Consider the following 26228-nt stretch of genomic DNA (forward strand, 5'->3'; position numbering starts at 1 on the left):
CTCTCGGCCGGGCCCGGCGGGGGCGCGGCATCGTCCGTGGTCGGGCCGGTAGGCTGCTGCCCCGGTCGGTCAGGGCACCAGGACGGCCTTGCCGCGGTTGCGGCGGGCTTCCAGGTCGGCATGGGCCAGGGCGGCTTCCGCCAGCGGATAGGCGCGCCAGGGCGGCACCGAGAGCTTCCCCTCGGCGGGGTCTGGCCCGCCCGCACTCCCAGCTCCCCCAGGACTCGAAACGCGGTCCGGCCAACCGTGACCAGCGAGGCCGCGGCCTCCCACGACAGGTCCCCCGGCTTGGCCACCGGCCGGTCGAGCAGCGCGTACTCGCTGTAGCTGCCGCCGACGGCGGCTCCGAGCACCTCGTCGCCCACGGCCGCCTGCGCGCCCTCTCCCACGGCATCGACCACACCGGCGGCGTCCAGACCGAGGATCGCGGGAAACCGGACCGGGACGGCATCGGCCATCCGACCGGAGCGGACCTTCATGTCGAACGGGTTCACGGAGGCGGCACGCACCCGGATCCGGACCTGGCCCCGGCCGGGCTCCGGCGGGCTGACTTCGGACAGGCGCAGCACCTCGGGCGCGCCGTACTCGGGGAAGGTGATCGCTCTGGACATCAGGAACTCCCGGGTAGAGGGCGTGCGTACGGGCGCGGCCCCGGCGTCACGGCCGCGCCGCTTCCCCCTCCCCACCGGGCCGCGCGGGGCGACGTGACAGAACCCGGCCAGTGTGACTACGGGCACGGGCCGGGTCCTGTGTGCGGGATGTCCGTCATCGTCGTCGGTTCCCACCGCAGCGTCCCACGGGTACGCACCCCGTGCCTCGCCGGACGCGGCGGACGGGTGAAGGGGGCAGGAGCCGGGGCCGGGGGCTCAGAGCATTTCCTTGATCTTGGCAACGGCGAAGCCCCAGCCCTGCGCGAGGGTCGGCCTGCCCGGGACGGCCACCTCTTCGGGATTCGTCAGCACGTCCAGCAGGACCGGCCCCGGTGTCGCGAAGGCCTGGCGCACGGCGTCGTCCAGGTCCGCCGGGTCGGTGACGCGGATGCCCTCGATGCCCAGCGCCCTGGCGACGGCGGCGAAGTCCGGGTTGTCGAGTTCGGTCCCGAACTCGGGCAGGCCCGCTTGTTCCTGCTCCAGCTTGACCATGCCCAGGCGGCGGTTGTCGAAGACGACGAGCTTGACGGGCAGGCCGTACGCCTTGATCGTCATCAGGTCGCCCAGCAGCATGCTCAGTCCTCCGTCGCCGCAGAAGGCGACGGTCTGGCGTTCGGGCGACCACAGCTGGGCCCCGATGGCCTGGGGCATCGCGTTGGCCATCGACCCGAGGTTGTACGAGCCGATCAGCCGGCGGGTGCCGCGCATGGTGACGAGCCGGGAGAGCCAGACGGTGGCCATGCCGGTGTCGGAGGTGAACACGGCGTCGTCGGCGGCATGGGCGTCCACGGCGGCGGCCAGCGCCTCGGGCCGGATCAGGTGGTCGGGATTGTCCAGGGCGGCCCGGGCCCGGGCCGGCCAGTGCTCCTCGTGGGCGGGGTCGGCCAGCCGCCGCTGGCCCTCCTGCCAGTGGGTGAACCGCTCCCGGGCATCGTCCAGGTGGGCGCGGTCGGGGGCCTGCTCCAGCAGGGGCAGCAGGGCGCGCAGGGTGGCGCCGACATCGCCGGCCAGGGCAACGTCCACGGGGGTCCGGCGGCCCAGGTGGTCCTCCCGCCGGTCGATCTGGACGACCTTGACGTCCTGCGGGTACCACTCCCGGTAGGGGAAGTCCGTGCCGAGCATGAGGAGCAGGTCCCCGCCGTCCAGTGCGTGGGCCGCGGCGGGGTTGCCGATCAGGCCGGTCTGGCCGACCTGGAAGGCGTTGTCGTCCTCGAAGCCCTCTTTGGCCTTCAGGGTGAGCACCATGGGCGCGGCGAGCCGCTCGGCGGTCCGCATGACCTCCGTGCGGGCGTCGCGGGCCCCGGCCCCGACCAGCAGGGTCACCCGGGAGGCGGTGTTCAGCAGGGCGGCGGCCTCGGCGAGGGCCGGGTCGTCGGGGCGGGTGACGGCGCGGTCCAGGGCGAAGCGCACGGGCCGGTCCTCGCTCAGCTCCCGGTCGCCGAGGTCGCCGGGAACGGTCAGGACGGCGACGCCGCCCCGCGTGACGGCGGCGCGTACGGCGGTCTCCAGCATGCGCGGCATCTGGTCCGGGGAGGTGACGGTGGCCCGGTGGACGGCGACGTCACGGAAGAGCAGGTCGTTGTCGACCTCCTGGAAGTAGTCGCTGCCGATCTCGGCGAGCGGCACCTGGCCGCAGATGGCGAGGACGGGCGCGCGGGTCTTGGCCGCGTCGTAGAGGCCGTTGAGCAGGTGCACGGAACCGGGGCCCACCGTGCCCATGCACACCCCGAGGGTGCCGGAGAGCTGGGCCTGGGCCCCGGCGGCGAAGGCCGCGGCTTCCTCGTGACGGCAGCCCACCCAGTTCAGGGTGACCGAGGTACGGATGGCGTCGGTCAGCGGGTTCAGGGCGTCCCCGACGACACCGAAGACGTGCTGGACCCCCAGTTCCTCGAGTGAGTTGACGATCACATGGGCGACGGTGCGTGCCACGGGAGTACCCCTCGGTCCGGTCTCAGCGGGTGAAGCGGTCGGGATCGGCCGCCCGCCAGTCGCCTGCCCAGGGTTCGGGAGGTGATGCGAGCAGCTGTCCGGGTGCGAGCCATTCATGGAGTTCGGCGTAGGAGCGGACGGTGTGCGGGTCGACCCGGTGGAGCAGCATGTGGGGGCGCAGCCCGCCCGGGTGCGCCACGCCCATGGCGGCCATGATCTGCTGCGCGCTCGCGACCGTGGCCTCCTGGTAGCGGCGGACGCGCCGGGACTTGTCGCCGACGTCGAGGGCGCCCGCGCGCCGCGCGTCCTGGGTGGCGACGCCGACGGGGCAGGTGTTGGTGTGGCAGCGCTGGGCCTGGATGCAGCCGAGCGCGAACATCATCGCGCGGGCCGAGTTGGTGAAGTCGGCTCCCTGGACGAGGCGTCGTACGAGGTCTCCGCCGGTGGCCACCTTGCCGGAGGCCCCGATCGCGACGCGTTCGCGCAGTCCGGCGCCGACGAGCGCGTTGTGTACGGTCATGAGCCCCTCGCCCAGGGGCAGGCCGACGAGGTCGGCGAACTCCAGCGGCGCGGCCCCCGTACCGCCCTCCGCGCCGTCGACCACGATGAAGTCGGGGGTGGTGCCCTCCTCCAGCATGGCCTTGCAGACGGCGAGGAACTCGCGCCGGGAGCCGACGCACAGCTTGAAGCCGACGGGCTTGCCGCCGGCGAGCTCCCGCATCCGGGCGAGGAAGCGGACGAGCTCGCGCGGGGTGGAGTAGACGCGGTGGCCGGGCGGTGAGACGACGGTCTCGCCCTGCGGCACCCCGCGCACCCGCGCGATCTCGGCATTCACCTTGGCGCCCGGGAGCACGCCGCCGATGCCCGGTTTGGCGCCCTGGCTGATCTTCAGCGACACGCACTTGACCTGCGGGAGCGCGGCCTTCTCGGCGAACTGCCGCTCGTCGAAGCCCCCGTCCTCGGTGCGGCACCCGAAGTATCCGGTGCCTATCTCCCAGACGAGGTCCCCGCCGGGGCGCAGGTGGTACTCGGACAGTCCGCCCTCCCCCGTGTCGTGGGCGAAGCCGCCGAGCCGGGCACCGGTGTTGAGGGCGAGGACGGCGCCCGTTGCGAGCGAGGCGGACAGGACGACCAGCGAAGTCTTGAGCACGAGTCGCTTGTGTCCCGGGGACGGACCGTCATGCGCGTTCCCTTCGGCGACGCCCGGCCGGCCACGCCCTGACACTCGGTGGGGACCTGCCCCCGGCCGACGGCTTTCCATCGGCCGGGGCAGGGTGGAGCGGCTCAACCGAGGCTTGCCGGCGTCTCCTCCCCGTCGGTCCACCAGACGCCCAGCCGCTGGCGGACCAGGAGCCAGCCGCCCTCGGGGCCCCGGCGGAAGTCCCAGTCGTACGGTCCGCCCATGGAGTAGGGCGAAGAGCCCTGCCCGCTCCCCGTCACGGCGACGAACCACATGTACCCGATGCCCGACGCCCGGTCCCCCTCCACGTGGAAGTCCATGTTCAGGATGTGGTGCTGCATGCTCGGGAAGTGCGCCTCCGCCTCCTCCACCTTCGCCCGTACCGCCTCCTGCCCCCGGATCTCGCCCCACGGCCCGAACTCCAGCACCGCGTCCTCGGCCCAGCAGTCGATCCAGGCCCGCCAGTCCTTGCGGTCCAGCACCCGCCAACCGCGGATCATGAGCCGCCGCAACGCTTCCTTGTCCTCCAGGGCCCGCAGCCGGCGCAGCAGCTCCTCGTACGTCCCGTCGGTCACTGCGCACTCGCGGCGGGACGTACGACGATCTCGTTGACGTCGACCCCGGCCGGCTGGGCGACGGCATAGGCGATGGCCCCGGCGATGGCGGACGCCGGCAGCGCCACCGCGCGATAGGCCTTCATGGCCTCCCGCGCGGCAGGGTCGGAGATCCCTTCGGCCAGCTCGGACTCGGTCACGCCCGGGGAGACCAGCGTGACCCGGACGGAGCCGTCCGATTCCTGGCGCAGCCCTTCGGACAGGGCGCGGACGGCGAACTTGGTGGCGCAGTAGACGGCCGCCGTGGGCGACACCTCGTACGCCCCGACGGAGGCGACGTTCACGAAGTGCCCGCCGCCCTGGGCGCGCATCACGGGCAGGGCGGCTGCGATCCCGTGCAGCACACCGCGCACGTTCACGTCGATCATCCGGTCCCACTCGTCGACCTTCAGCGCGGCCAGCGGGGAGAGCGGCATCACCCCGGCGTTGTTGACCATCACGTCCATGCGGCCGTAGCGCTCCCGGGCGGCGGCCACGAAGGCCCGTACGTCGGCTGCGTCCGTGACGTCCAGGCGCTGGAAGGCGGCGGTACCGCCCGCCTCGTTGATCTCCCGGACGAGCGCATCGAGCCGATCGGTGCGCCGCGCGCCCAGAAACAGCCGGTGGCCCTCGGCGGCGAGCTGCCGAGCCGTCTCCTCCCCGATCCCGCTGCTGGCTCCGGTGATCGCCACGACCTTGGCTTCGTTCCTCATACCTGTCCTACTCCTCGTTCGAAGCGGATGACTCCGCCCCACCGAGTCTGGGCAGAGCGCGGGTGCCGAACCAGGACGTGATACACCCTGGCGGCAGGCCTTCCCACGCGCTAAGAGCCCCTCCCCTCTACCCGGCGACGCCACCGAGCCACAGCAGGTCACGAGCCCGGGTCATGGCCACGAACAGCCGGCTGCGCAGCAGTTCCTCACGCTCCCGGGCCGTCGCCGGCGTCTCCGTACCGCCCGTCGGCTCGGCGGGCGTCCCGTGCGCGAACACCGTGTCGTGCTGGGGCAGGAAGACGTTCTTGAACTCCAGCCCCTTGGACCGGCGATAGGTGCCCAGCTTCACCGCGGCGACCGCCCGGCCGTCGTAGTGCTCCAACTGGCAGACGGGGATGCCCGCCAGGGTGAGCAACCGCTGGTAGTGGCCGAGCAGGCGCATGGAGGGGCAGAGCAGGGCGGTGTCGGCGAGCGCGCCGTCGGGCAGCGATCGCAGGGCGTTCAGGAGTTCCCTGTCGTGGGCGTCCACCGTGGGCCCGGTGACACGTACGACGTCCCCGTCGTGGTAGGTCGGATCGACATCGCGGCGGCCCGGAGTGCGCATGCCGTCGAGGTCCTCGAAGGAGTCGTCGGCCACGACGGTGAGGGCCGCGTCCAGGATCTGCTTGCTGTTGCGGTAGTTGGTGCGCAGCACCTGTCCGCGGTCGCCGCGGATGTCGATGCCCGCGTCGGTGAGGCGGAACCCGCCGGGGTACACGGTCTGCTGGCCGTCGCCGACCAGGAGCAGGCCGTTGGGCACGTCGCCGACGAGCGCGTGCAGCAGGCGCACGCCGACGAGCGTGAGGTCCTGGACCTCGTCCACGATGACGGCCGCGTACGGGGGCCGCTCGCGCCGACGGGACGCTTCGGCCAGGGCGAGGGAGAGGAGGTCGTTGAAGTCGTGGACGCCGCGCTCGTCGCGCAGCGACTCGTACGCCTCGTACAGCTCCCACACCGACTGCCGGTGCGTACGGTGCAGGCTCGCCCTCCTGCGTCGCCTGGGAACGGCCGCGTACTCCTCGAAGCGGGTGAGGCCGCGCCCCTTGATGACGTAGTCGATCTCCTCGTGCCAGTAGGCGGGCGCCGGGTCGAGCCCGGCCAGTCGCCCCCCGCGGCCGACGTTCTTCCAGGCGAGGCTGAAGGCGGTCTCGGCCTTGTCCCCGTGCAGCCGTACCGGTACGCCCCGCTCCTGCAGGAATTCCTGTGCCCAGGAGTGGAGGCTGCGGAAGTCCACCCGGTCGGCGACGGCCGGGGCCATGGCCTTGAGGAAGGTGCTCTGCACACGGGGCAGGTTGTTGGCAAAGGTGACGTACAGGATGCGGCCGGTCGTCCGCCGGGCGAGGTGTGCCGCACGGTGGAGGGCGACGACCGTCTTGCCGGTACCCGCCGGTCCGCTGATGCGTGCAGGGCCGGACCAGTCGCGGCGCACCAGTGCCACCTGATCGGGGTGGAGGAAGGTCATCCACTGCTCGATCGGCGCCCGCATCGCCCCCTTCAGGGCGGCGTCCCGCAGCCCTTCCAGGTCGAACAATCCGTCGGAAGCGCCCTGCCGTCGGTGCTCGGGCTCTGGTGGCAGCGGCCGGTCGAGCGCCGACCCCGCGTAATGCGGGAGCACCCGCTCGAGATGATCGGCGATCGCCCGGACCGACTCCACGCGCAGCCTCTGCCGCTGCGACAGCAGCACGGGCCCGACCTCGTGTTCGCCCAGGAGCCGTATCCGGCCGAGGCTCGCGTCGAGGCGCCGCCCGGCGAGCACCATGAGCGGCTGGACCGCCACCGGTGACATTCCGAGGGACGCCACCGCGCTCTCGGCGGCTTTCGTGGCGGCGAGCAGCCCGGCCGCGTCCGCGTCCCCCGGCTCACCGCCGGCCTTGATGTCGACGACGAAGACACCGCCGGGCCCCACCAGCAGCATGTCCGCGTCAGCGGTACGCGTCCCGGACCACCGCCGGTCGACGAGCAACCGCCAGCCGCGCGCGGTAAGTACCAACAGCTGTGCGAAAACGCGCTGTTCGCCCTCGCCGACCGCATCCCACCGCAGGGCCTGCCGACGGGCGGCCTGCCACTGCTCCCGGAGTAGCCGCTCCTGCCGCCGCGCTTCCTGCGCGCGCTGCGATGCCGCCCCGCCTGCCCCCATACCAGCCCCCCTCGTACGCGGAGCAGCGATCATAGGGCGCAACCCGACCACAACGGCAGGGCGCCTGTCGGCCTGGTCCTGCCAGTAGAACAGCAGTGTGTGGACGTCCAACGGGTCCCGGCTGCCGAAGTAGTACCCCCGAGGCCGGCCAGGAGGTTCTGGGCGCGGTACGCGACGCCCCGGTCGGGATCCGCGAGCGCGTCGGTGACGTCCTCCCCGGCGCGGCGGCGCGCTCGATGCCGCCCCTTGTCACCCTCTGTGTTTAGCGGCTCGAAATTCGGTAACAAGATGTAGTGACAGCCAGTCAATACCCGACGGAAGGCAGGAAGATGAACGTCGTTACCGTGCTCATCCTCGTCGCGGTCCTCGCCCTTGTCGGCCTTCTGATCGCGGCCCCCAGCGTCAGCGCACGGCGCAACCCCTTCCCGGGCCGTCCCCGCCGGGCCGGCCACCGCCGCCCGGGCACTCCCCGGTCGACCCGGGTACCCGGTCAGCGGGGCATCCAGCACCACGCGCGCTGACCGCGGCCGTGCCCGCCGCAGCCGCCCGGGGGCGAACTGCGGCCGCACACCCCGCCGTCAGGCCGACGGCGGGGGCGGGCCCTGTGTGAGGAGCCGGGCCGCCGCGAACTCCTCGCGGGAGGCCTGCTCGGCCAGTTCCAGGTATCCGTACGCGTCATCGCCCACCGGGATCCGCAGCGGTGTGGGGCCCTGGGCCGCGACGATGTCCAGCACCCGCGCGGCGAAGTCCTCGGGACGTCCGGTCTCGGGGTGCTCCGCGAGCCCGCGGGTGCCTTCCAGCGTCTCGCGGTTGGTCGCGTCGTAGGCCGGGATCCGGCGGTGTGCCTCCGTCATGGACGTGCCGTAGCGCGTGGCGTACATGCCCGGCTCCACCACCGTGACGCGGATGTTGTGCGGGGCGGCCTCGACGGCCAGCGCCTGGCTCATACCCTCCAGTGCGTGCTTGCCGGCGACGTAGGCGGCCAGGCCCGGGAACGCGATCCGGCCGACCACGGAGGAGATATTGACGACGTGGCCGTGGCCCTGGGCCCGCATCAGCGGCAGGACGAGCCGGGCGAGCCGCCACGGGCCCACGACCAGGGTCTCCAACTGATCGCGCAGCTCGGCGTCCGAGACCTCCTCGACCGCGCCGAAGAGTCCGATGCCGGCGTTGTTGACGAGGATGTCGATGCCGCCGAGACGGTCGGCGGCGGTACGGACGGCCTCCTCGCAGGAGGCGGCGTCCCGTAGTTCGAGCGGGATCGGGACGATGCGGCCGGGCCAGGCGGCGGCGAGGTCGTCCAGGTCGGCGGTCTTACGGGCGGTGACCGCCAATTCGTCCCCGGCCCGGGCCGCGGCCGTGGCCAGTGCGTGGCCGAGGCCGGAGGAGCATCCCGTGACCAGCCAACGTCGTCCCATCGTTCCCCCGTGACAAGTGAGTTGTTCCGGACAGTGGTGGTGACGGTCATGGTCGTGGGGCGGCGACCCGCGGTCATCCCTCGTGCGGGGGCGTGCGGAGGCGCGCGGGCGCACATACGGGCGCGCACGGCCCGGCCCTCCCGCCCGGGCCACGGCATACTGAGAGCCGGATGGCGTCTGCAGGTCACGCCGAGCAGACCGGTGAGGGAGAGCCCCCGATGACGCACCTCTTCTTCGACAGTGGCAACCTCGAAGCCACCGAGGCGTTCCTGTCCTCGGCCTGCACCCCCATGCAGATCGGCGGCCGCCCCGCCGACACCCGGGCGCGGATCTCGCGTACGGAGGTGGGCGGGCTCAGCGTGGACCGTCTCTCGTTCGGCTACACCATGCCCGGCCGGCCGGGAACCGGCGGCTCGGCGCGGCCGTCGCCTATCTCCGCGACCACATCCTCGACGAAACCGCCGCCTGCGCCGACGACGACGGCGGACTGCTGCTGTCCACGGCCGTCCAGCACCTGGCGGCCACGGTGCTGGGAACCCTGCCGAACACCGCCCGGGCCGACCGGGCCACCCCGGCCGACACGCGCGACGCGCACAGCGACACCCTTCGCCGCGCCGTCTCGTTCATCGAGGCCAACGCCCACCGCGACATCACGCTCGCCGACATCGCCGCGTCCGTCCCGGTCACGCCGCGTGCGGTCCAGTACGCCTTCACCCGCCACGCCGGCACCACGCCGCTCGGCCACCTCCGCCGCGTCCGGCTGGCCCGCGCCCACGCCGAACTCCGCTCCGCCGAGCCGGACGGCACCACGACCGTCACCGCCGTCGCCGGACGCTGGGGCTTCGCCCACCAGGGCCGCTTCGCCGCCGCCTACCGTCAGGCGTACGGCGTGGCGCCCTCCGTCACCCTCGGAACCGCCGGGGCCCTTTGACGGGAACGCCGCGGTCAGGACGCCGCGCGGGTCGTTCCGTCGCCCGTCACGCCCGCCTCGCGCGCCCCGCCCGCCTCGCCCGACCCGGGGACGTCGAGGTTGAACAGCAGATCGGCACCCGTGATGGACAGCAGGCGCAAGAGCTGTGGGCCGGGGTCGGCGAGGATCAGGGTGCGTTCGTTCTCCTCGCACAACGCACGTGCGCGCAGCAGGGTGTTGAGGCCGGCGGAGTCGCAGAACGCGAGCCGCGCGACGTCGACGACCACCCGTTCCGGAGCACCGGGTCCGGCGCACGCCCCCAGGAGCGCGGTGTTCAACGCGTCGACATGGTCGAGGTCGATGTCACCGGCCACGGTGATCACGGTGCAGTCGACGCGTGTGGCGACCGTGACGCTGTGCGGACCGCGGTCATCCGGCGGGCTCATCTCGCTCCTCCTGTCCATGCACGGGTGGACCTTCGCCGACGGCCACCCGGGCCCGACGTTATCCGGGATCGGGGCGGTGCACAGCCCCGGAAACGAAGAGCCGCATGTGTTCGTTTCCCGGACGGGCCCCGGGGGCGGGGTGGCGGACCGTCAGGGCAGGAGACCCGCCGGGAGGTACTCCTCGTACGCCGAGGCGGGCCGGCCGGTGGCCTGGCGGACGAGGTCCCCGATGGGATCGGCGGACTCCTCCGGCTCCGGCACCGGCGTGCCCAGGCGGGCGGCGACGTCCTTGCGGAGCGACGGGAGCAGTGCGTAGAGGCGGTCGCCGGGGCAGGAGGTGGCGTTGAAGTCGCGGTGGCCGTAGATCTCCGACGCGGGCAGTCCGTACTGGTCGCAGATGTGGGCGCACAGGTCGGCCAGCGCCGCGTACTGCGCCGCCGGCGGGACCTGCGAGGTGTAGGTGCCCTCGTTCTCGATGCCGATCGACACCGTGTTCTGCCCGACGCAGTGCGCCGCCCGCACCTGGCGGGTGCCGGTGCGCAGCTCCGCCAGGCTGTGGTGGCGTCCCTCCAGCACGAAGGCCCCGCGGCTGACGGTGAAGTGCTGGCCGGTGTCGATCCAGCCCTGCGCGTCCATGTGGTACGTCTGGATCGCGCGGGCCAGGGCGAAGGCGCGCTGCTTCGAGTAGTCCGTCACGTTCGCCGTCGCCGTGTGGTGGACGATGATCCGCTCAGGGCGGGCGGCCAGGACGGCGACGGGTTCGGACGCCGCCCGCGCACCCCAGGCGGCGCAGCCGATGATGTCCGGAACGGCGGCGGCGTACGCCTGCCCCGGCGCGGCGAGCGGCAGTGCCGAGCCGGCGGCCAGGGCGAAGGCTCCCGCGAGGATCGACCGGCGGGTGTACGGGGCCGCGGCGCGCGCCGACGGCTGGTGCAGTGCGGAGAAGGTCATGCCGTGCCATTGAAGGGGACCCGGCCTGCACCGGCCGCGCAGACACACCGCGCACCCCCCGGACTGGCCCCGACCGGCGGCGGGTTCCCGACGGGGTCGGCGCTCAGCCGGTGCCGGAGGACGGAGCCGGCTTCGCCACCGACAGGCGCTCGGCGATGTCCTCCAACGAGCGCCGCTCGGCCTTGACCGCCAGGAACGCCGCCACGACGCCCGCGGCGCACATCAGTGCGGCGCCGATCCGGAAGGCGAGCGCCGTATCGCCAGGCGCCCGCCAAGGCGAAGAACAGCGCCCCGGAGCAGGCACCCGCCACGTAGAGGGCTGCGGCGACACCGGCGACCTGGGCGGTGGTGATGCCGAGACCGCTGCCCTCCTCGGCGAGACGGCCGGTGACGTTGCCGACGATGGTGACCTCGAGCCCGTCGAGGATTCAGACGGTACCGAGACCGATCACGATCATCCAGTGCCACCGGGACCACGGCAGGCGGTCGGGACGGGCCGGCACGGCTGTGCTGACGGTGCCCGTGGTGGTCGGCACTGAGTCCTCCGGCGACGGTGCGGCGGATGCCATCGCTTCCTGTCCCCTCCTGCTCGATCGTCCCCCGCACTGCCGGGTTCCCGCCGAACCGGCCGGACATACGGCCGGAACTGTCAGTGCTGGCCGCTACGTTCGAGGTGTTGCACACGACGTTTTCCGACAGGAGTGGACGATGACCGAGAGCAGTGCTCCGCCTGTGCTCAGGGTGGTGCTGGCAGACGTCAACGAGCACGTGGTGGAGGCGTGGCGGGCCGCGTTCGCGGACACCCCCGGCATCGAGATCCGCCGGGGCTCGATCCTCGACGAGGACGTCGATGCCTGGATCACTCCGACGAACTCCCGGGGCCGGATGGACGGCGGGGTCGACGCGGTCATCAAGCGGTACCTCGGATCCGGCATCCAGGTGCGTGTGCAGCGGGCGATCCGGGACCGGTTCGCCGGAGCCATGCCGGTGGGCAGCGCGGTCTGCGTCCCGTTGGGGGCGGCCGTTCCCCGCTTCCTGATATCGACGCCGACCATGGTGCAGTCTTCGCAGAACGTCAGTGCCACGCTGAATGTGGCCCTGGCGTGCGCCGCCGCGTTCCAGGCCGTCCACCGGCAGAACCGGAAGGCGCCGGGCAGTATCCGCTCGGTGGCGCTGGTCGGGATGGGAGCGCAGACCGGCCGGGTGCCGGCCAGGGTGTGCGCCAACCTGATGTGGACCGGCTACACGCTCTTCCACGACCACTGGTTCGAAGACGACGACGAGCTGCGCGCCACGATCATCACGCAGCTGAACGGCATCGAGAAGCGTCCGGTCGAGGAGCGGGTACGGATCGTGCCGCCGAAGGCCGCTGTCCCTGCCGCTGCCGCTGTCCCTGCCCCTGTTGCTGCCGCTGTTCCTGTTGCTGCCGCTGTTCCTGTTGCTGATGCCGAAGGGCCCTCCCCCGTGACCGACGCGAACGACGCCCTGGATCTCGCCGAGCTCTTCAACGGCGGCGGTGAGCCCTGGCTTCCGCTCCTGAAGCCGGTCATCGAGGCGCAGCCGGACGCCGCCCGGTTCATCGGGAAGGGGCGCAGCCCCGAGGTCGTCCCGGTCCGTGAGCTGACCTTCCAGGCCCTCAAGCCCCACCCGCCGCACAAGTGGAAGGTCGTCGCCTTCGGCCAGAATCCGTACCCGCGACCGGAGAGCGCGACCGGCATCGCCATGTTCGACAACACCTTCAACGACTGGAAGGACAGCCAGTTCGGCCGGGTCGTCAGCATCCGCTGCCTCATCAAGGCGGCGGCGATGTGGAAGTACGGCATAGCCAAGAAGACTCCGATCGCCGACGTGCGGGCGCTGTTGAAGGAACGGGAGACGGTCCAGCCGCCGGAGTGGTTCCAGGCGATGCTCACGCAGGGCGTCCTGCTGCTGAACGCCTCGCTCACCGCCAGCGGCGACGGAGCGATGGGCGCAGACCAGCACACGGCGTTCTGGCGGCCCGTCGCCGAACGGATCGTCGAGGAAATCCTGCGGGCCAAGCAGGAAGCCGACGAGGAGGAGGACCGCGGGGTCGTGTTCGCCTGGTGGGGGGCGCATGCCCGCAACCTCAAGAAGGTCGTCCTGCGGCTCCAGGAGAAGTACCCGGACGTCGAGGTCCGGCACATCGACCACGCGAACCCGGCGGCGCAGGGCGACATCTTCTGCGAGGGCGACCACTTCGCCATGGTGAACGAGGCCCTGGTCTCGCTGGGGGCCGACGGGATCGACTGGCTGCCGAGCAAGGGGTGGAACGAGGGGGCGGGCGGCGCGGCCGGTGCCGGCAGCGCCGGCGGTGCGGACGGGGGTGTCGCGGCGCGCATGGGCGCCTTCATCGAGTCGACCATGAATCTGCACCAGCTGTACCTGGAGCGCCTCACCAGCGTCAAGGACGAGGGCCTGGTCCTCCCCGCGATCACCGGTGTGTTCGACACCCCGCTGATGGACTTCCAGGACGCTGTCGCACCCGTCGCCGACACGCTGTCCGGGCTCGCCGCGACCATCAACCGGTCGCGGGACTTCGGCAAGCGGCGGGCGGACGAGACCCCCGGCGGCCTGTCGGCCGACGCGATCGCCGCCCTCTACCTCTACACCTGCGAGTCCGCGTTCTACCGCGAGATCAACGCCGTGCTGCGCTCCCCCGACCGCACCAGGGTCACGCCCTACCTGCCGTACCTGCGGCTGCTGTTCTCGGCGGTCTCGGGGCTGCCCGCCCACACGCAGCCGCTGTGGCGCGGTGTGTCGCTGGACCTGCGGGCGCAGTATCCGGTGGGCCGGACGGTGACCTGGTGGGGCGTGTCCTCGTGCACCTCCGAGCTGCAGGTGGCCCGGTCCTTCCTGGGCAGCCGCGGCAAGCGGACGCTCTTCGAGGTGACGCCCGCCAAGGCGGTCGGGATCAGGAGCTTCTCCGCCTTCACCGGGGAGGAGGAGTACATCCTCGCGCCGGGCACCCAGCTCACGGTGACGGACGTCAGGAGCGAGCGCGGCGGGCTGTGCACGGTCAGGCTGGCCGAAGCCGACGTGACTCCCGTGGTGTCCTGACTCACCGCCGGGCGGCGCCCCGGTCGGCCAGGGCGTACAGGCCGGACACCTGGGCGCCGCGGCGCCGCTTGGCCTCGACGGTCGTCATGCCCGCGTGCAGGGCGGTCGTGCCGTGGGCGTAGGCGTCCTCGATGGGCAGGTAGTACATCAGATTGAAGTACGAGTGGGGCGTCGGGTGCCCGCGGTCGAGGGCGACCGCGCGGATCCACGTCGTGGTCCCGTAGTGGTAGTAGAGGCAGAAGCCGATCATCCGGTCCTTGTCGTAGGCGGCCACCACGCGCGCTTCGCCGCCCATCGCTGTGGCCTGCCGTTTCAGCAGGCCGGTCATGGCGTCGATGCCGTCCCGGTCGTGCCCGTGGTCCTGCTGATGTGCGGCGAGGAGGACCCCGGCGTCCTCGAAGCAGTCCGCGAGGAGTTGTCGGCGTACGTCGGGGGCGGCGGCGGCGAAATCGCGGCGTTCGCGGCGTATCCCGACGCGGCGCTGTGAGGGCAGGGAGGAGATGTAGTCCTCGATGCAGGTGCCGGGGAGGAGGATGAGGGCGTCGTCCTCCAGGTGGAGGGCGGGATCGGGGTACAGAGGGGCGAGCCGGGTGGCGGCCGGGGCGGTGAGGTAGGGCCACCAGTGCGTGGTGTCGTGGTGGTCGGCGAAGCGGCGTACGGCGTCGCACAGGAGGCCGAGGCAGGCGTCCCGCCGGCCGGGGCCGGGGCCGGGGGCGGTGAGCGGGGCGTTGTGGCATCCTGACCCACGGCAACGAGCCCGACCTGTGCAGCCCCTTCGGGGACGCCCTCACGCTCGCCGCCTGCCACCTCACCGGCATCCCCACCACCGTCCACATCGCGGGGCCCGGTCTGGACGGAGAGATCGGTGAACAGCCCCTCCTCGAACGCCTCGCCGGAAGTCACCCCCTCGTCCCCGACCGGGACGCGGCGGCGGCGGCCGCCCGCGCACTGGCCTGGCACCCGTCCGAGGCATCCGCACTGTGGGCCGCTGCCCTCCGCGGCGCCCGCGGCACCGTCCGCGCCGTCAACCACGTCATCCGGCTCACGGAGGTCTCACCACGGCTTTACCCCCTGCCGCTCCGGGAGGCCATCGGCCACAACCCGGTCGCACGCGCCCTCGTCGAGGAGCATCCGGCGACCCTGGCGGGCGCCGCCGACGTCTCCCAGCGGCTCACCGGCATCCCCGGGCTGGAGGGCGAACGCACCCGGACGCCCCGCCAGGAGCCGTCGGCCGCGGGGATCGCCTTCCTCGACCGGGACGTGGCCATGAAGACCCTCCGTGAAGCGGCCGACGGAGCCGACCACATCACCCTGCACTGCGCCGCCCGCACCCTCGGCCTCACCTGGACGGACATCCCCGCTCTCCGCGCCGTGCTGGCCACGACCGCCCCGCTCCTCCGTCTCACCTGACCCGCTGCGCACGAGTCCGGCTCGCGGGAGGGGACGGACTCGGCGATGCGGTCCTCACTGACCGGAGCGCCGGGGCGCCGGGGTACGGCGCGTTGGCCCGGGCGCGTTCCCCTCCACGATCCCCTCCACCACCGCCGATCCCGCCGCCGGTCGGGCCGCGCGAGCGTGGTCCTCGGCGAGCCGGTCGAGCATCGAGGTCACCGTGCTGCCCGCGGGCTCCGGGGGTGAGGCCTCGACGCCTGCCGTCTGCGGACCAGGAGGGTTGCTGCCGAGGCCGCGAAGAGAGCAGCGGTGATCAGGAGCCAGCGCCCCAGGAAGACGTCGGCCGGGAGTCCGGTGGCCGCCGTGTAGTGGCCGACGCGGCGCAGGACGAGCGGCCACCAGACAAGCAGCAGGAGGCCCGAGACGAAGGCCGGAACCCGTACGTAGTTGACGCTCGGCCGCGGCGCCCGCCGCCCCGGTCCTGCCCTCCCCTCGCACAGGAGCTGCGCGGCCCGGTCGGTCAGCGAGTACAGGGGCAGCAGTACGAGGTCATGGAGCAGCGCCGCTCCGACGAACCACAGCGCCACGCCCACGGTGTCGCCCTTCAGCCGGCGCACACCGGCGTAGGCGGCGAGCGCGAAGGAGGCGAGGACCAGCACCAGGTGGAGCGGGGACGCTCCGTAGCGGCGCCGGAACGCGGCCGCGGCGCTCATGCCGGCTCTCCGAAGGTGACGCGGGTGACCCACTTCGTGTTGTGGACTCCGGGGGCGCCGGGGACGATCACGCGGGCCGGGTAGCCGTGGTCGGGCGAGAGGACGGCCCCGTTGACGCGGACGGCCAGCAGTGAGCGGTCGTCGCGTACCTGGTTGTCCCTCAGGACGACCGAGCTGAACGATCCTCCCCGCTGCACCGATTCCACCAGGGCCTGTGGAGTGTCCGTGCCCTGGCCCACCAGTGCCGCCAGGTCGGTGAGCCGTACGCCGCTCCACAGCTGGTCGCGGGTCGACCAGCCCTCCACACAGGCGATGGGCAGGGCCGCCTCGTGCTGCTCCATGGCCAGCAGTTCCGCACGGGCGAGCATGACCTGGCGCCCTGACCCGCGTACGGTCAGCCGCCAGGCGGGGCCGATGTCGCTCGGCCGGATGCCGACGGATGCCGCGGTCTTGTTGATCTGGAAGCCGTTCGGCCCGGAGCCGGGGTCCTGGCCGTGCGGGGCGAGCAGCGCGGTCCGGCGCCACCAGCCGCCCACGCTCTGCCCGGCCGTCACCACGAGCAGCGCCAGGGACCCGAACCCGACCATGGCGAGGGCGCCCCGGCGGGAGATGGTCGGGGGCGCCGGCCGGGGCGAGACCAGCCCGGCGGCCTCCTCCGTGCCGGCCTCCGGCTGCACCGGCCCGGCCCTGACGGCGCGCAGCGCTCGCGGCAGCCGGGAGGCCACGTGTACGACGAAGGCGCCGATGAACACCCAGGCCCCGTAGAAGTGCAGGACGTAGAAGGAGCCCGGGAAGATGTAGTGCAGCTGCACGTTGAGGATGCCGGTGACGAACTCGAAGGCGGCGCCGCCCACCAGGAGCAGGAGCGACAGGCGCTCGATGCCGTGGCTGACCGACCGCACGGGCGGCCACTCGAACAGCTTGGGAGTGACCGACCACAGCTTCGCCAGCAGCACCAGCACCAGCACCAGCACCAGCACCAGCACCAGCACCAGGATGCGGCGGGCCGGGCACGTCACGGGGCCGGTCCCGCTCGCCATCGGTCGCGCCCACCGGGACACCTCCGCGCACAGGCCTTGACAGGACATTTTCCGCTGAGGAGAACATGCCGCACCTGGTCGGCAACCGGTCACGTGACACGCCACACGGCTGCGCCGGCCGGACGAGCGGGACCCCACGGGCGAAGGACGCGGCTCAGGAGCCCGGATCGGCTCGTACGACCGACTGCGAGGAAGCGGCGGCGCCGGACGCCCTCACGATGGCGGCTTCGACCGACGCCACCCGGTCGGCGAGGAAGCCCTGAACGCCCTCGATCTCGCCGAACGCATGAACCTCGGCGAACCCGTTCTACGGGCCGCCGACCTCCTGGTCTTCCCCGTCCTGGCCCGGGACCGGCAGGCCCTCGCCGACCTCGTCCGCAGCGCGCTGGGACCGCTCCAGCAGGCTCGGGGCGGTGCTCGGATGATGCTCGACACCCTGAGCACGTACTTCGATTCCGGCTGCAACTCCGCCGAGGCGGCCAGACGGCTGAACCTGAGCGTGCGCGCCTTCACCTACCGCTGGGAGCGCATCGAGCAGCTCGCCGGCGCCAGCGCCGCCGAACCGGTGCACCGCTACACGCTCCAGACCGCCGTGATCGGCGCGCGACTTGCTCGACTGGCCCGCCAAGGAGCTGTGACCGCCGGCTGCCCGGCGCCGGCAGCCGTCGGGGCCCGCTGCGGCACGGCATTGCCCTCAGGTGCCCGGGGTCCGTACCTGTACCCGTCCGCGTCCGCGTCCGAGCAGCTCGGCCAGGCCGCGGCGGGTGGCGGCCACCACCACGCGGTCCTGGGGCTCGAGAACGTAGCCGGGATGCAGATCCCAGACGAGGGCGGGCTTCCGTGCGGCGTCGTCGCCGGGCGCCGTGGCGAGGTCCGGGCGGCGGTCGTCGGGGGACGCGGTGTCCAGGGCGATGACCCGCCAGGCTCCGGGGCGGAAGGACTCGGTGATGGTGCGCCCCTCCAGTTCAGGATGCCCGGCCACCTCGACCGCCGCGAACAGCAGCACCCGGCGTTCCACCGGGATCGCCCCCAGCACCTGGCGGCCCATCATCGCGCCGGCGAACGCGGGGGCGGCGAGGTGGGTGACGCTACGGCTGCGGGTGAGGGCGCCCGGGTGGGCGGCGCGCAGCGTGCGGTAGACGGCGGTGGCGAAGTCATCGTCGTACAGCCGCATCACGACCCGCACCTCGGGCTTGACGGAGCGCGCGTACAGGGCGGCTTCGAGGTTGGTGGTGTCCGAGCTGGTCATGGCCAGCAGGGAGTGGGCGCGGTGGATGCGGGCCGCCTCCAGTACGCCTTCGTCGGTCACGTCCCCGATGACCACCGGGACGTGCAGGCGGCGGGCGAGCGCGACGCCCCGGGCTTCGGGGTCCGACTCGACGCACACGACGGGGATGTCGAGCTCCCGCAGCCGGGCCAGCAGTCGCGCTCCGATCTTGCCGAGCCCGAGCAGGACGACATGGCCGGACAGCCGGCGCGGGGGCCGTCGCAGAGCGGTGGCCGTACGGAACGCGCCGAGGCCTTCGAGTGCCGCCGCCACGAGGACCGGTAGGAGCAGCAGTCCGACGAAACCGGCCAGGATCTGGAGGACCTTGCGCTCCGGCGGCTCCTCCACGGCCGGGTCGTTGATCGCGAAGAGGTCGAGCAGCGTGATGTAGGCGGCGTGCACGGGATGGTCGCCGGTGGTCACCCACGCACCGACCGCGAGAGCCGCGACGGCGGCCACGACTCCGGCGAGGGACCAGTTCAGCCGTCGGGAGAACAGCGAGGAGAGGGGAAAGGAGACCGGAGCCAGACCTCGCCCCCGGGGCGCCTGTCTTGCGTGGGTCACCGCTTCGAGTGCCACGATGCCGCGCCCGGTGGCGGCCGTCACGGCGCGGTCATCGGGGAGGAGTCGGGGGCCGCGGTCCCCGCTCAGTTCCGATCCTTCGCTTCCCGCCGGGTCGCTCGTGGTCGCCGACAGCAGGGCCAGGGTGCACAGGCCGGGGTCGGCCACCTCCCCCCGCCCGGGCGGAGTACGCTCCACCGCGCGCAGGATCAGGCCGCCCGCCTGAACCACCTTGCTGGTGCCGGCGATCGCCGAGGCCGCGAGGGCCGGCGCGGCCGTGTCGGCGTCGGAGAGGACCGTCGTCGAGGAGTCCAGCTCGCGCAGGTCGATGCCGGGTTCGGCGACCACGGCGGCCTGGTCCAGGAGTTCCTCCAGGTGCAGGCCGAGCTTGCGGTTGTAGAGCCGGATCACCAGGCGCAGCCTGGGGTTCAGCCGCCGCGCCACCAGGGCGGCCCGTACGTTCCTCTCGTCGTCCTCGTAGACGAGAGCCAGCGCCGCCGCATCCGCCACCCCGGCCGCAGCCAGCACCTCCTCGTCGGGCTCGGCGGCGTCGAGCAACCGCAACGCGTCGTCGGCAGGTCGCGCCCCGGCCTGGGACCGCCCCCTCGCGACGGGCACGCGTCCGAGGAGGCCCTGGCGGAGGCCCGGTCGCCGCCCCGCGCTCGGTTGCGGATCGTCGGTCGCGGGGGCCACGAGGGTCACCCGCTCCTGGTACACGTCGCGCAGTTCGGCCGCCAGTCGGCGGGCGAGGCCGTCGTCGCCGCAGACGACCATCCGGCCTGCGGTATCGCTCTGTTGGGAGTGTGCGGGTATCGGGGACACCGCCACAGGATGCCGTGTGGTGATCCACTTCCGTCACCCCCCACGCCGTCCGCGCCGCACCCCCTGCGACCGGCACGCCGGCGCAGCCCGGAGGGGCGCGGCCGCGCCCCTCCCGCGACGCCGGAACACGATCTGCCGGCACCTGTTCTACTGGAATCCCCGGACGGGGCACGCAGCGGCCGCCGACCGGGCCTGACACCGGGAGCGCACATGGGAGCGACCCTCTTGGCCGTGACGGTCGTCCTCGCTGCCCTGGTCATCAGAACCGCTGTCGCCGAACTGCGGGAGCCCGGCAGCGGCCGCCGCCAGTGGACGTTTCTGTCCGACCGCCGCGCCCTCTGCGCGGGAGCACTCACCGCCGTGATCCTTGGGATGCTCGGCTGGCTGCACGCCGGCCCCGAAGGCGCCGTATGGGCGGGCCTGGCCGCCGTCCTCGTCGCCTTCACCGTGCCCCAGGGCCGCCGCCCCCGCTGATGCGCCCCGCTCCCGGTCAGGACCGGTGCGGCCGAGCGGACCGGGCCCGTACGGCCACGGATCCCGCACGCTGCGGCACGGAGGACGGCGCTCGGCGCCGGGACCGGCCGCGCCGCCCGGCAGGCACCGGCCTCGGACGGTCTAGCGCGCGGCGAGCCGCTCCATCAGGGCGGCGCTGCGCGCCAGCACCTCGCGCTCCTCGCCGGTGAGCTCCAGCTCGATGGCCTGGGCGAGCCAGCCCGCCCGGCGCCCGCGCTCCGCCTCGAGAGCCGCCTGCCCCGAGGGGGACAGCTCCACCAGTGACTTGCGGCCGTCGGTGGGATGCGCCCGACGGACGACGAGCCCCTGCTCCATGAGCAGCCCGACCGAGCGGGCCATGGACTGGGGCCTCACGCGCTGGTCCGCCGCAAGATCGCTGGTGGTCATGGCGCCGTTGCGATCGAGGGTGCCGAGCACGGCCGCCTGGCCGAGCGGGATCCGGTCCTCGTACTTCACGCGCCGCGTGAGCTTGCCCATCGCGGTACGCAGTTCGGTGGCGACGGCGGCGGATGCGGGGATGGGCATACGGAACTTTAACCGGTGATCACCAGCGAAGCTGTGCAGCCCACCTGCACAGCAGAACTGCACAGCAGAACTGCACAGCAGAACTGCACAGCCCAACTGAACAGCTGAACTGAACAGCATTGCTGTAAAGTCACTTGCTGTCGCGGCACGCGCCAACGGTGTCGCAGCAGGCCGCGGCGTGCGTCAACGCGAAGGACCTCCCATGGCCTCCACCTCAGTCGAGCCGACCGCCATCCAGTCCGTCACCGCCCGCAGGATCCTCGACAGCCGGGGCAACCCGACCGTCGAGGCCGACATCCTCCTCGCCGACGGATCCCTCGGCCGCGCCGCCGTCCCCTCCGGCGCCTCCACCGGCGCGCGGGAAGCCGTGGAACTGCGCGACGGGGACCCCGCACGCTGGCACGGCAAGGGCGTCGACCGCGCGGTCGTCCACGTCAACGGCGACATCGCGGCAGCGGTCGTCGGACGCGACGCCGCCGACCAGGTGGGGCTCGACGCCGCACTCGTCGCCCTCGACGGCACGGCCGACAAGTCACGTCTCGGCGCCAACGCACTCCTCGGCGTCTCCCTCGCCGCCGCGAAGGCCGCCGCGGCGTCCCACCGCCGGCCGCTCTACCGCTACCTCGGCGGCGCCGACGCCCGCCTTCTCCCGCTGCCGATGATGAACATCGTCAACGGCGGCGCCCACGCCGACAACCCGCTGGACTTCCAGGAGTTCATGATCGCTCCGATCGGTGCGCAGACCTTCGCGGAAGCCGTCCGCATGGGCTCCGAGGTCTTCCACACGCTCCGTCGCGATCTACTGGCCGCCGGCCACTGCACGGGCGTCGGCGACGAGGGCGGCTTCGCGCCCGCACTGCGTACCGCCGAGGAGGCGCTCGACTTCGTCATGTCGGCCATCGAGCGGACCGGCTACCGGCCCGGCGCGGACATCGGCCTGGTCATGGACCCGGCCTCGTCGGAGTTCTTCCGGGACGGCGTGTACGTGTACGCGGGCGAGGGCGTCCGCCGCACCTCCGCCGAACACGCCGACTACCTGGCCAAGCTGATCGACGCCTACCCGATCGTCTCCATCGAGGACCCCATGGCCGAGGACGACCTCGACGGCTGGCGGAAGCTGACCGCCCGCGTCGGCGACCGCTGCCAGCTCACCGGCGACGACGTGTTCTGCACCCACGAGAACCTGCTGCGCGAGGGCATCCGCACCGGTGTCGGCAACTCCGTCCTGGTCAAGGTCAACCAGATCGGCACCCTGACCGAAGCCCTCGCCACGGTCGCCACGGCGCACCGCGCCGGCTGGACCGTCGTCATGTCGCACCGTTCCGGCGAGACGGAGGACACCACCATCGCGGACCTGGCGGTGGCGACGGGCTGCGGCCAGATCAAGACCGGCTCCCTGTCCCGGTCCGACCGTACGGCCAAGTACAACCAACTCATCAGGATCGAGGCGGAGTTGGGCGCATCCGCGCGGTACGCGGGCGGAGCGGTGCTGGTCCGTTCCTGACGAACCGCGGCGCCTGTCCGGCGAGGCCCGGCGGGCGGCCCGCCGGCGCTACTCGCGCAGACGCTCAGGGACGGACGCCGTCGCAGGCGATGGGCAGGTGGCGGGGGCCGCGCAGCACCGCGTTCCGGCGGTACGGGGGCGGGTCCTCCAGCAGCCGGGGGTTCTCCAGCCGGCGGGCCAGCTCGCTCAGTGCCAGCTGTGCCTCGAGGCGGGCCAGCGGGGCACCGAAGCAGCTGTGGATGCCGCTGCCCAGGCCGAGGTGCTGGATGTCCCCCCGGTCGGGGTCGAAGCGGTCCGGGTTCTCGAACCGCTTGGGGTCACGGTTCCCGGACGCGAGGATCAGCGAAACCGTGGCGCCCTTGGGGATGGTCACCCCGTTCACCTCGATGTCGGCGAGCGTGCTGCGCCGGGGCAGCAGCTGCACGGGCGGCTCGTACCGCAGCAGTTCCTCGACGATCGGTACGGACAGCTGCGGGTCCTCGCGCAGCCGCTGGAGCACGTCCGGGTGGCGCAGCAGGGTGAGCATGCCGTTGGTGATCAGGTTGACCGTGGTCTCGTGGCCCGCGATCAGCAGCAGCGCCGCGGTACTGATGACCTCCAGCGTGTCCATGGACCCGTCCGGTTCCTCGTCGACCGCCGCCAGCTGCGACAGCATGTCCTCGCCCGGGTGCTTGCGGCGCTCCTCGATCAGCCCGGCCAGGTACATGCCGAGCTCGATCTGCGCGTCGGCCCCACCCTTGGACTTGTCGGCCGGGTCGGCGCCCGGATCGGGGTCCAGGCTCGCGGCGATGGTGTCCGCCCAGACATGGAAGCGCGCCTCGTCCTCACGCGGCACGCCCAGCAGCCGGCAGATCACCGTCACCGGGAACGGGTAGGAGAACTGCTCGACCAGATCGATCCGCTCCAGGGAGTCCGCGTCGACGATGCCGTCGATGAGGCCGGAGACGATGCCGCCGAGCTCGCCCCGCATGTCGTGGACCCGGTGCGGGGAGTGCGGCGGCCCGAAGGGCCGGTTCGTGATGCGGCGCAGCCGGTCGTGCTCCGGCGGGTCGCGCCTGATGAAGACCGGCGGCAGGGTCGATTCGTCACCCTCGGACTGCGCCAGCGGGTCGCTCGCCGACAGCGTCAGATTGCGGGGGTCGGAGCTGATGCGCGGATCGTGCAGCAGGCCCTGGATCTCGTGGTACGTACTGACGACGTACGGCCCGTCCTCGTCGTGGAACACGGGCGTCCTGCGCAGCTCCTCGTACAGCGGGTACGGGTCGGCGCGGTTCGCGTAGTCGATGATCTGCCGGAGCATGGCTTGGCTCATGGTGTGTCCTCGTGAGGCTCGCGGGATCGGCGGATCGGGGCGCGCAAGGGGGCCGCGGACCGACGGCGCGCAGAGCCGCCTCATGCGTGCGCGAGCACCCACGGTGCGCCGCGCGTCCACGGCACGATGGAGCGGGTCCGCCTCCGTCGTCGCCCTCACGGGTCGTCGGGCGACTCCGGATCCCGCTTTCCCCAGCATGCACGGAGGCTCCGGGGACCGCCTGCCGGGCGATGGAACCGCAGGTCACAGTAGGTCGCAGCAGGTCAACCCTGGGCAGGCAGGCCGCTCCGCCGGCGGTGACCGCGCACACCACGGCGTAGGCACCCTCGACAGTCGGTCGGCCTCTGCCGCATCATCATTCTTGCACTCACAGTGCAAGCATTGCGCGTCCCGCCGCGCCCTGGTCTCCACCCAGGTGCTGCACGGGGAGGCGATCGCCAACAGCATCGCGGTCGACGAGTCCGGCGGCGTCTTCGTCGTCAGCGACCACGCCCTCTACCGGTTCGACGCGACTCCCGAGGGCCGCCCCGCCGTCACCTGGCGGGCCGCGTACGACAGGGGGTCGCGGCAGAAGCCCGGCCAGCTCAGCCGGGGCAGTGGCACCACACCCACCCTCATCGGCCCGGCGTCCGGCCCGGGCGGAGGGTACGTCGCCATCACCGACAACGCCGACCCGCGGATGAAGGTACTCGTCATGGCGCGCGGGAAGGCCGGCCCCGAGAAGGTGTGCGAACAGCCGGTCTTCGCCCCGGGGAAGGGCGCCGACGAGAACAGCCTCGTCGCCGTGGGGGGTGACCTCATCGTGGAGAACAACTACGGCTACGTCGTCGACGACCACGCGTTGCTGAAGGGACTGCTCGGAGGGCGTCAGGCCGACACCGAGCCCGGCCTGGCCCGGGTACACGTCGACTACGCCGCCCGCACCTGCTCCCTCGCCTGGTCCGACAGCGGCGAACGGGTTCCCAGCGTCGTCAGCAAGGTCTCCCGCGCGACGGGACTCCTGTACACCTTCACGCACCCGACCGCCGACGAACTGCGCTCCGCCCGCCACCAGGGCGCCCCCGCGATGCCCGACGCCTGGTACCTGACGGCGCTGGACGTACGGACCGGCAAGCGGATCCGGAGCCCGCTCGCGGTCTGCCACCCGGGCCCGGGAGGGCGAGGCCGGGACCACCTCGACTCCGTCCGCGCCGACGCGGCCACCTCCTCGTTACCTTTGCGACAATGACATCCAGCGAGGTGGGGAGGGGCGCCGTGAACCAGCCGGGTCGACGACCGCGGTCCGAGGACAGCGCCACGGACGGCCGTGCCGAGCGCGGCCGCCAGTCCCGGGTGAAGATCGCCGAGGCCGTCCTGTCCCTGCTCGACGAGGGGGAATCCACCTTCCCCGCGGAGCGGGTCGCCGAGCGCGCCGGCGTGTCCCGACGCCTCGTGTTCCACCACTTCGCCGACATGTCCGAGCTGGTGGAGACCGCCATCACCCGTCGCCTCGAGCAACTGATCGAGCAGATCAGGCCGCTACCGACCGCGGGGCCTCGTACCACTCGAGTAGCGGCCCTGACGGAACAGCGGGCCCGGATCCTGGAGTGGATCACACCGGCACAGCTGACCCTGATGCGCCTGGCGACACCGGGTGACCGCGTCACCGAGGTCACCCGAGAGGTACTGGACCTGGCCCGGGCACGACTGGCCGAGATCTTCGCGGAGGAACTCGCACGCCTGCCCGCCACGCATGGATCCGAAGTGCTGTACGGGCTGGACGCGGTGACGACCTGGGGCGCCTGGTACCACTGGCGCAGCAGCGGCCTGAGCGCCGAAGCGGCCGCCCGCACGATGGAAACGGCCGTACACGCCCTGCTCGCCACCACGGACCAGCCCCCGCCGGACAGCCGGCCGGCCTCCGCTCGAGCTCGGTAGGCCCGGATCGGGGTAAGGCCGGATCACTGGTCGGCACACAGCCGATCCCCGCCTCACGGGCAGGGATCGTGCAGCCGACGGATCCCCCTGAGGTCCGGGCCGGCGCTACGCGCGCGCCGCCCGCTCCCCCCGGCTCCCGGCGCCGTGCGCGAGCCGACCGTGCAGGGTGGGTCCGCCGACGGTCACCAGGACGAACAGGAACCCGGCGGTGATCAGCGCCGGTTCCGGCAACCACAGCCCCACGATCCCGTCGACGCACAGGGCCACGGCCACGAGGAGCACCTTCCCCGCCACCAGGCCGAAGAACAGGCCGCGGTCGATCGGGGCCCGCCCGGCCCGGGCCAGCCGCCGGCCGACGAGGCGTCCGACCAGGCTGGCGCAGAGCACCACCACGAGGACGCGCAGGGCGTGCTCCCACGCGGGCGTGTCCCCGCCCAGCGCCCACACGCCACCCACGGCCGCGCCCACGGCGGCATAGACCGCCCTGCGCGCGAGCCCGGCCGACGACGTACGCGGCCCGGTGCGGCTCGGCCGGGAAGATACTGAGGCGCTGTAGACGGACATGTCTCGCCTTTCATTACAGAAAGCAAGTAATCGCTACGAAGAAGCACAAAACAA

At 72.6% G+C, this 26228-nt stretch carries 24 protein-coding genes and 5 pseudogenes; 10 read left to right on the top strand and 19 right to left on the bottom strand.

Annotated features, from left to right (window positions below; all coding sequences use genetic code 11):
- Window positions 1–69 precede the first annotated feature (69 nt).
- The 7 genes and pseudogenes from ACIQZO_RS05445 to ACIQZO_RS05475 form a co-directional block, all read right to left on the bottom strand.
- Window positions 70–273, bottom strand: coding sequence for a zinc-binding dehydrogenase (locus tag ACIQZO_RS05445; protein ID WP_403620916.1), 204 nt, complete (start codon window positions 271–273; stop codon window positions 70–72).
- Window positions 274–317: 44 nt separating this feature from the next.
- Window positions 318–611, bottom strand: a pseudogene (locus tag ACIQZO_RS05450) (alcohol dehydrogenase catalytic domain-containing protein); the annotation flags it as partial.
- A gap of 255 nt (window positions 612–866) precedes the next feature.
- Entirely contained in the window at window positions 867–2579 is a 1713-nt protein-coding gene (locus ACIQZO_RS05455; RefSeq protein ID WP_403620449.1) for a thiamine pyrophosphate-dependent enzyme, read from the bottom strand.
- A gap of 22 nt (window positions 2580–2601) precedes the next feature.
- Window positions 2602–3696: pseudogene (locus tag ACIQZO_RS05460) on the bottom strand (glutamate synthase-related protein); the annotation flags it as partial.
- A gap of 167 nt (window positions 3697–3863) precedes the next feature.
- Window positions 3864–4334, bottom strand: coding sequence for a nuclear transport factor 2 family protein (locus tag ACIQZO_RS05465; protein ID WP_403620452.1), 471 nt, complete (start codon window positions 4332–4334; stop codon window positions 3864–3866).
- Window positions 4331–5065, bottom strand: coding sequence for an SDR family oxidoreductase (locus ACIQZO_RS05470; RefSeq protein ID WP_403620454.1), 735 nt, complete (start codon window positions 5063–5065; stop codon window positions 4331–4333). The genes ACIQZO_RS05465 and ACIQZO_RS05470 overlap by 4 nt, the downstream gene beginning before the upstream one ends.
- Before the next feature lie 127 nt (window positions 5066–5192).
- Window positions 5193–7241 (bottom strand): UvrD-helicase domain-containing protein, encoded by a 2049-nt coding sequence (locus ACIQZO_RS05475; protein ID WP_403620457.1) that lies wholly within the window; start codon window positions 7239–7241, stop codon window positions 5193–5195.
- A 329-nt stretch (window positions 7242–7570) separates the two neighbouring features.
- Here ACIQZO_RS05475 and ACIQZO_RS05480 point away from each other — a divergent pair, with 329 nt between their 5' ends.
- Window positions 7571–7762, top strand: coding sequence for a hypothetical protein (locus ACIQZO_RS05480; protein WP_403620460.1), 192 nt, complete (start codon window positions 7571–7573; stop codon window positions 7760–7762).
- Window positions 7763–7819: 57 nt separating this feature from the next.
- Here the strand turns inward: ACIQZO_RS05480 and ACIQZO_RS05485 are convergent, their stop codons facing one another.
- The gene (locus ACIQZO_RS05485) at window positions 7820–8659 is read right to left on the bottom strand and encodes an SDR family oxidoreductase (RefSeq protein ID WP_403620463.1); all 840 of its coding nucleotides are present in this window, start codon (window positions 8657–8659) and stop codon (window positions 7820–7822) included.
- 379 nt (window positions 8660–9038) lie between these two features.
- Window positions 9039–9173, bottom strand: a complete 135-nt coding sequence (locus tag ACIQZO_RS05490) for a hypothetical protein (protein WP_403620466.1) — start codon at window positions 9171–9173, stop codon at window positions 9039–9041.
- A gap of 12 nt (window positions 9174–9185) precedes the next feature.
- On the opposite strand from ACIQZO_RS05490, the gene ACIQZO_RS05495 reads away from it, so the two are divergent.
- Complete coding sequence (locus ACIQZO_RS05495) at window positions 9186–9590, top strand: helix-turn-helix transcriptional regulator (protein WP_403620469.1); 405 nt, start codon at window positions 9186–9188, stop codon at window positions 9588–9590.
- Between the two features lie 14 nt (window positions 9591–9604).
- On the opposite strand, the gene ACIQZO_RS05500 is transcribed toward ACIQZO_RS05495, so the two are convergent.
- The 3 genes and pseudogenes from ACIQZO_RS05500 to ACIQZO_RS05510 form a co-directional block, all read right to left on the bottom strand.
- A complete protein-coding gene (locus ACIQZO_RS05500) occupies window positions 9605–10015 on the bottom strand; it encodes an STAS domain-containing protein (protein ID WP_403620471.1) in 411 nt (136 codons plus the stop codon).
- Window positions 10016–10165: 150 nt separating this feature from the next.
- Complete coding sequence (locus tag ACIQZO_RS05505) at window positions 10166–10966, bottom strand: peptidoglycan recognition family protein (protein ID WP_403620474.1); 801 nt, start codon at window positions 10964–10966, stop codon at window positions 10166–10168.
- 278 nt (window positions 10967–11244) lie between these two features.
- Window positions 11245–11535, bottom strand: a pseudogene (locus tag ACIQZO_RS05510) (MFS transporter); the annotation flags it as partial.
- Between the two features lie 139 nt (window positions 11536–11674).
- On the opposite strand from ACIQZO_RS05510, the gene ACIQZO_RS05515 reads away from it, so the two are divergent.
- Window positions 11675–14044 carry an ADP-ribosyltransferase domain-containing protein gene (locus ACIQZO_RS05515; RefSeq protein ID WP_403620477.1) on the top strand — a complete coding sequence of 790 codons (2370 nt, stop codon included), beginning with the start codon at window positions 11675–11677 and terminating at the stop codon, window positions 14042–14044.
- A gap of 1 nt (window position 14045) precedes the next feature.
- On the opposite strand, the gene ACIQZO_RS05520 is transcribed toward ACIQZO_RS05515, so the two are convergent.
- The gene (locus ACIQZO_RS05520) at window positions 14046–14714 is read right to left on the bottom strand and encodes a GNAT family N-acetyltransferase (protein WP_403620918.1); all 669 of its coding nucleotides are present in this window, start codon (window positions 14712–14714) and stop codon (window positions 14046–14048) included.
- Window positions 14715–14782: 68 nt separating this feature from the next.
- Here ACIQZO_RS05520 and ACIQZO_RS05525 point away from each other — a divergent pair.
- Together ACIQZO_RS05525 and ACIQZO_RS05530 are read left to right on the top strand one after the other, a co-directional pair.
- Window positions 14783–15235: pseudogene (locus tag ACIQZO_RS05525) on the top strand (DUF1152 domain-containing protein); the annotation flags it as partial.
- A gap of 75 nt (window positions 15236–15310) precedes the next feature.
- The gene (locus ACIQZO_RS05530) at window positions 15311–15454 is read left to right on the top strand and encodes a hypothetical protein (protein ID WP_403620480.1); all 144 of its coding nucleotides are present in this window, start codon (window positions 15311–15313) and stop codon (window positions 15452–15454) included.
- 197 nt (window positions 15455–15651) lie between these two features.
- Here ACIQZO_RS05530 and ACIQZO_RS05535 read toward each other — a convergent pair whose 3' ends face one another.
- Together ACIQZO_RS05535 and ACIQZO_RS05540 are read right to left on the bottom strand one after the other, a co-directional pair.
- Window positions 15652–16149, bottom strand: coding sequence for a hypothetical protein (locus tag ACIQZO_RS05535; protein ID WP_403620483.1), 498 nt, complete (start codon window positions 16147–16149; stop codon window positions 15652–15654).
- Window positions 16146–17168, bottom strand: a complete 1023-nt coding sequence (locus ACIQZO_RS05540; RefSeq protein WP_403620486.1) for a molybdopterin-dependent oxidoreductase — start codon at window positions 17166–17168, stop codon at window positions 16146–16148. The genes ACIQZO_RS05535 and ACIQZO_RS05540 overlap by 4 nt, the downstream gene beginning before the upstream one ends.
- A 211-nt stretch (window positions 17169–17379) precedes the next feature.
- Here ACIQZO_RS05540 and ACIQZO_RS05545 point away from each other — a divergent pair.
- A pseudogene (locus ACIQZO_RS05545) lies at window positions 17380–17827 on the top strand (PucR family transcriptional regulator); the annotation flags it as partial.
- Window positions 17828–17883: 56 nt separating this feature from the next.
- Here ACIQZO_RS05545 and ACIQZO_RS05550 read toward each other — a convergent pair.
- Window positions 17884–19791 (bottom strand): potassium channel family protein, encoded by a 1908-nt coding sequence (locus tag ACIQZO_RS05550; protein ID WP_403620921.1) that lies wholly within the window; start codon window positions 19789–19791, stop codon window positions 17884–17886.
- 258 nt (window positions 19792–20049) lie between these two features.
- Between ACIQZO_RS05550 and ACIQZO_RS05555 the strand changes: the two genes are divergently transcribed.
- Window positions 20050–20313 (top strand): hypothetical protein, encoded by a 264-nt coding sequence (locus tag ACIQZO_RS05555; RefSeq protein WP_403620489.1) that lies wholly within the window; start codon window positions 20050–20052, stop codon window positions 20311–20313.
- A 141-nt stretch (window positions 20314–20454) separates the two neighbouring features.
- On the opposite strand, the gene ACIQZO_RS05560 is transcribed toward ACIQZO_RS05555, so the two are convergent.
- Window positions 20455–20877 (bottom strand): MarR family winged helix-turn-helix transcriptional regulator, encoded by a 423-nt coding sequence (locus tag ACIQZO_RS05560; protein ID WP_403620492.1) that lies wholly within the window; start codon window positions 20875–20877, stop codon window positions 20455–20457.
- Window positions 20878–21079: 202 nt separating this feature from the next.
- Here ACIQZO_RS05560 and eno point away from each other — a divergent pair, with 202 nt between their 5' ends.
- Window positions 21080–22381, top strand: coding sequence for a phosphopyruvate hydratase (gene eno / locus ACIQZO_RS05565; RefSeq protein ID WP_403620495.1), 1302 nt, complete (start codon window positions 21080–21082; stop codon window positions 22379–22381).
- Window positions 22382–22445: 64 nt separating this feature from the next.
- Here the strand turns inward: eno and ACIQZO_RS05570 are convergent, their stop codons facing one another.
- Window positions 22446–23693 (bottom strand): cytochrome P450, encoded by a 1248-nt coding sequence (locus ACIQZO_RS05570; protein WP_403620498.1) that lies wholly within the window; start codon window positions 23691–23693, stop codon window positions 22446–22448.
- A 361-nt stretch (window positions 23694–24054) separates the two neighbouring features.
- Here ACIQZO_RS05570 and ACIQZO_RS05575 point away from each other — a divergent pair, with 361 nt between their 5' ends.
- Complete coding sequence (locus tag ACIQZO_RS05575; RefSeq protein ID WP_403620501.1) at window positions 24055–24921, top strand: hypothetical protein; 867 nt, start codon at window positions 24055–24057, stop codon at window positions 24919–24921.
- Window positions 24918–25610 carry a TetR/AcrR family transcriptional regulator gene (locus ACIQZO_RS05580; RefSeq protein ID WP_403620504.1) on the top strand — a complete coding sequence of 231 codons (693 nt, stop codon included), beginning with the start codon at window positions 24918–24920 and terminating at the stop codon, window positions 25608–25610. Before ACIQZO_RS05575 ends, ACIQZO_RS05580 begins: the two co-directional genes overlap by 4 nt.
- A 105-nt stretch (window positions 25611–25715) precedes the next feature.
- Here ACIQZO_RS05580 and ACIQZO_RS05585 read toward each other — a convergent pair whose 3' ends face one another.
- The gene (locus tag ACIQZO_RS05585) at window positions 25716–26174 is read right to left on the bottom strand and encodes a hypothetical protein (RefSeq protein ID WP_403620507.1); all 459 of its coding nucleotides are present in this window, start codon (window positions 26172–26174) and stop codon (window positions 25716–25718) included.
- Between the last annotated feature and the right edge of the window lie 54 nt (window positions 26175–26228).

The organism is Streptomyces sp. NPDC097617, assembly GCF_044761485.1.
In the GTDB taxonomy this organism is placed as follows: Bacteria; Actinomycetota; Actinomycetes; order Streptomycetales; family Streptomycetaceae; genus Streptomyces.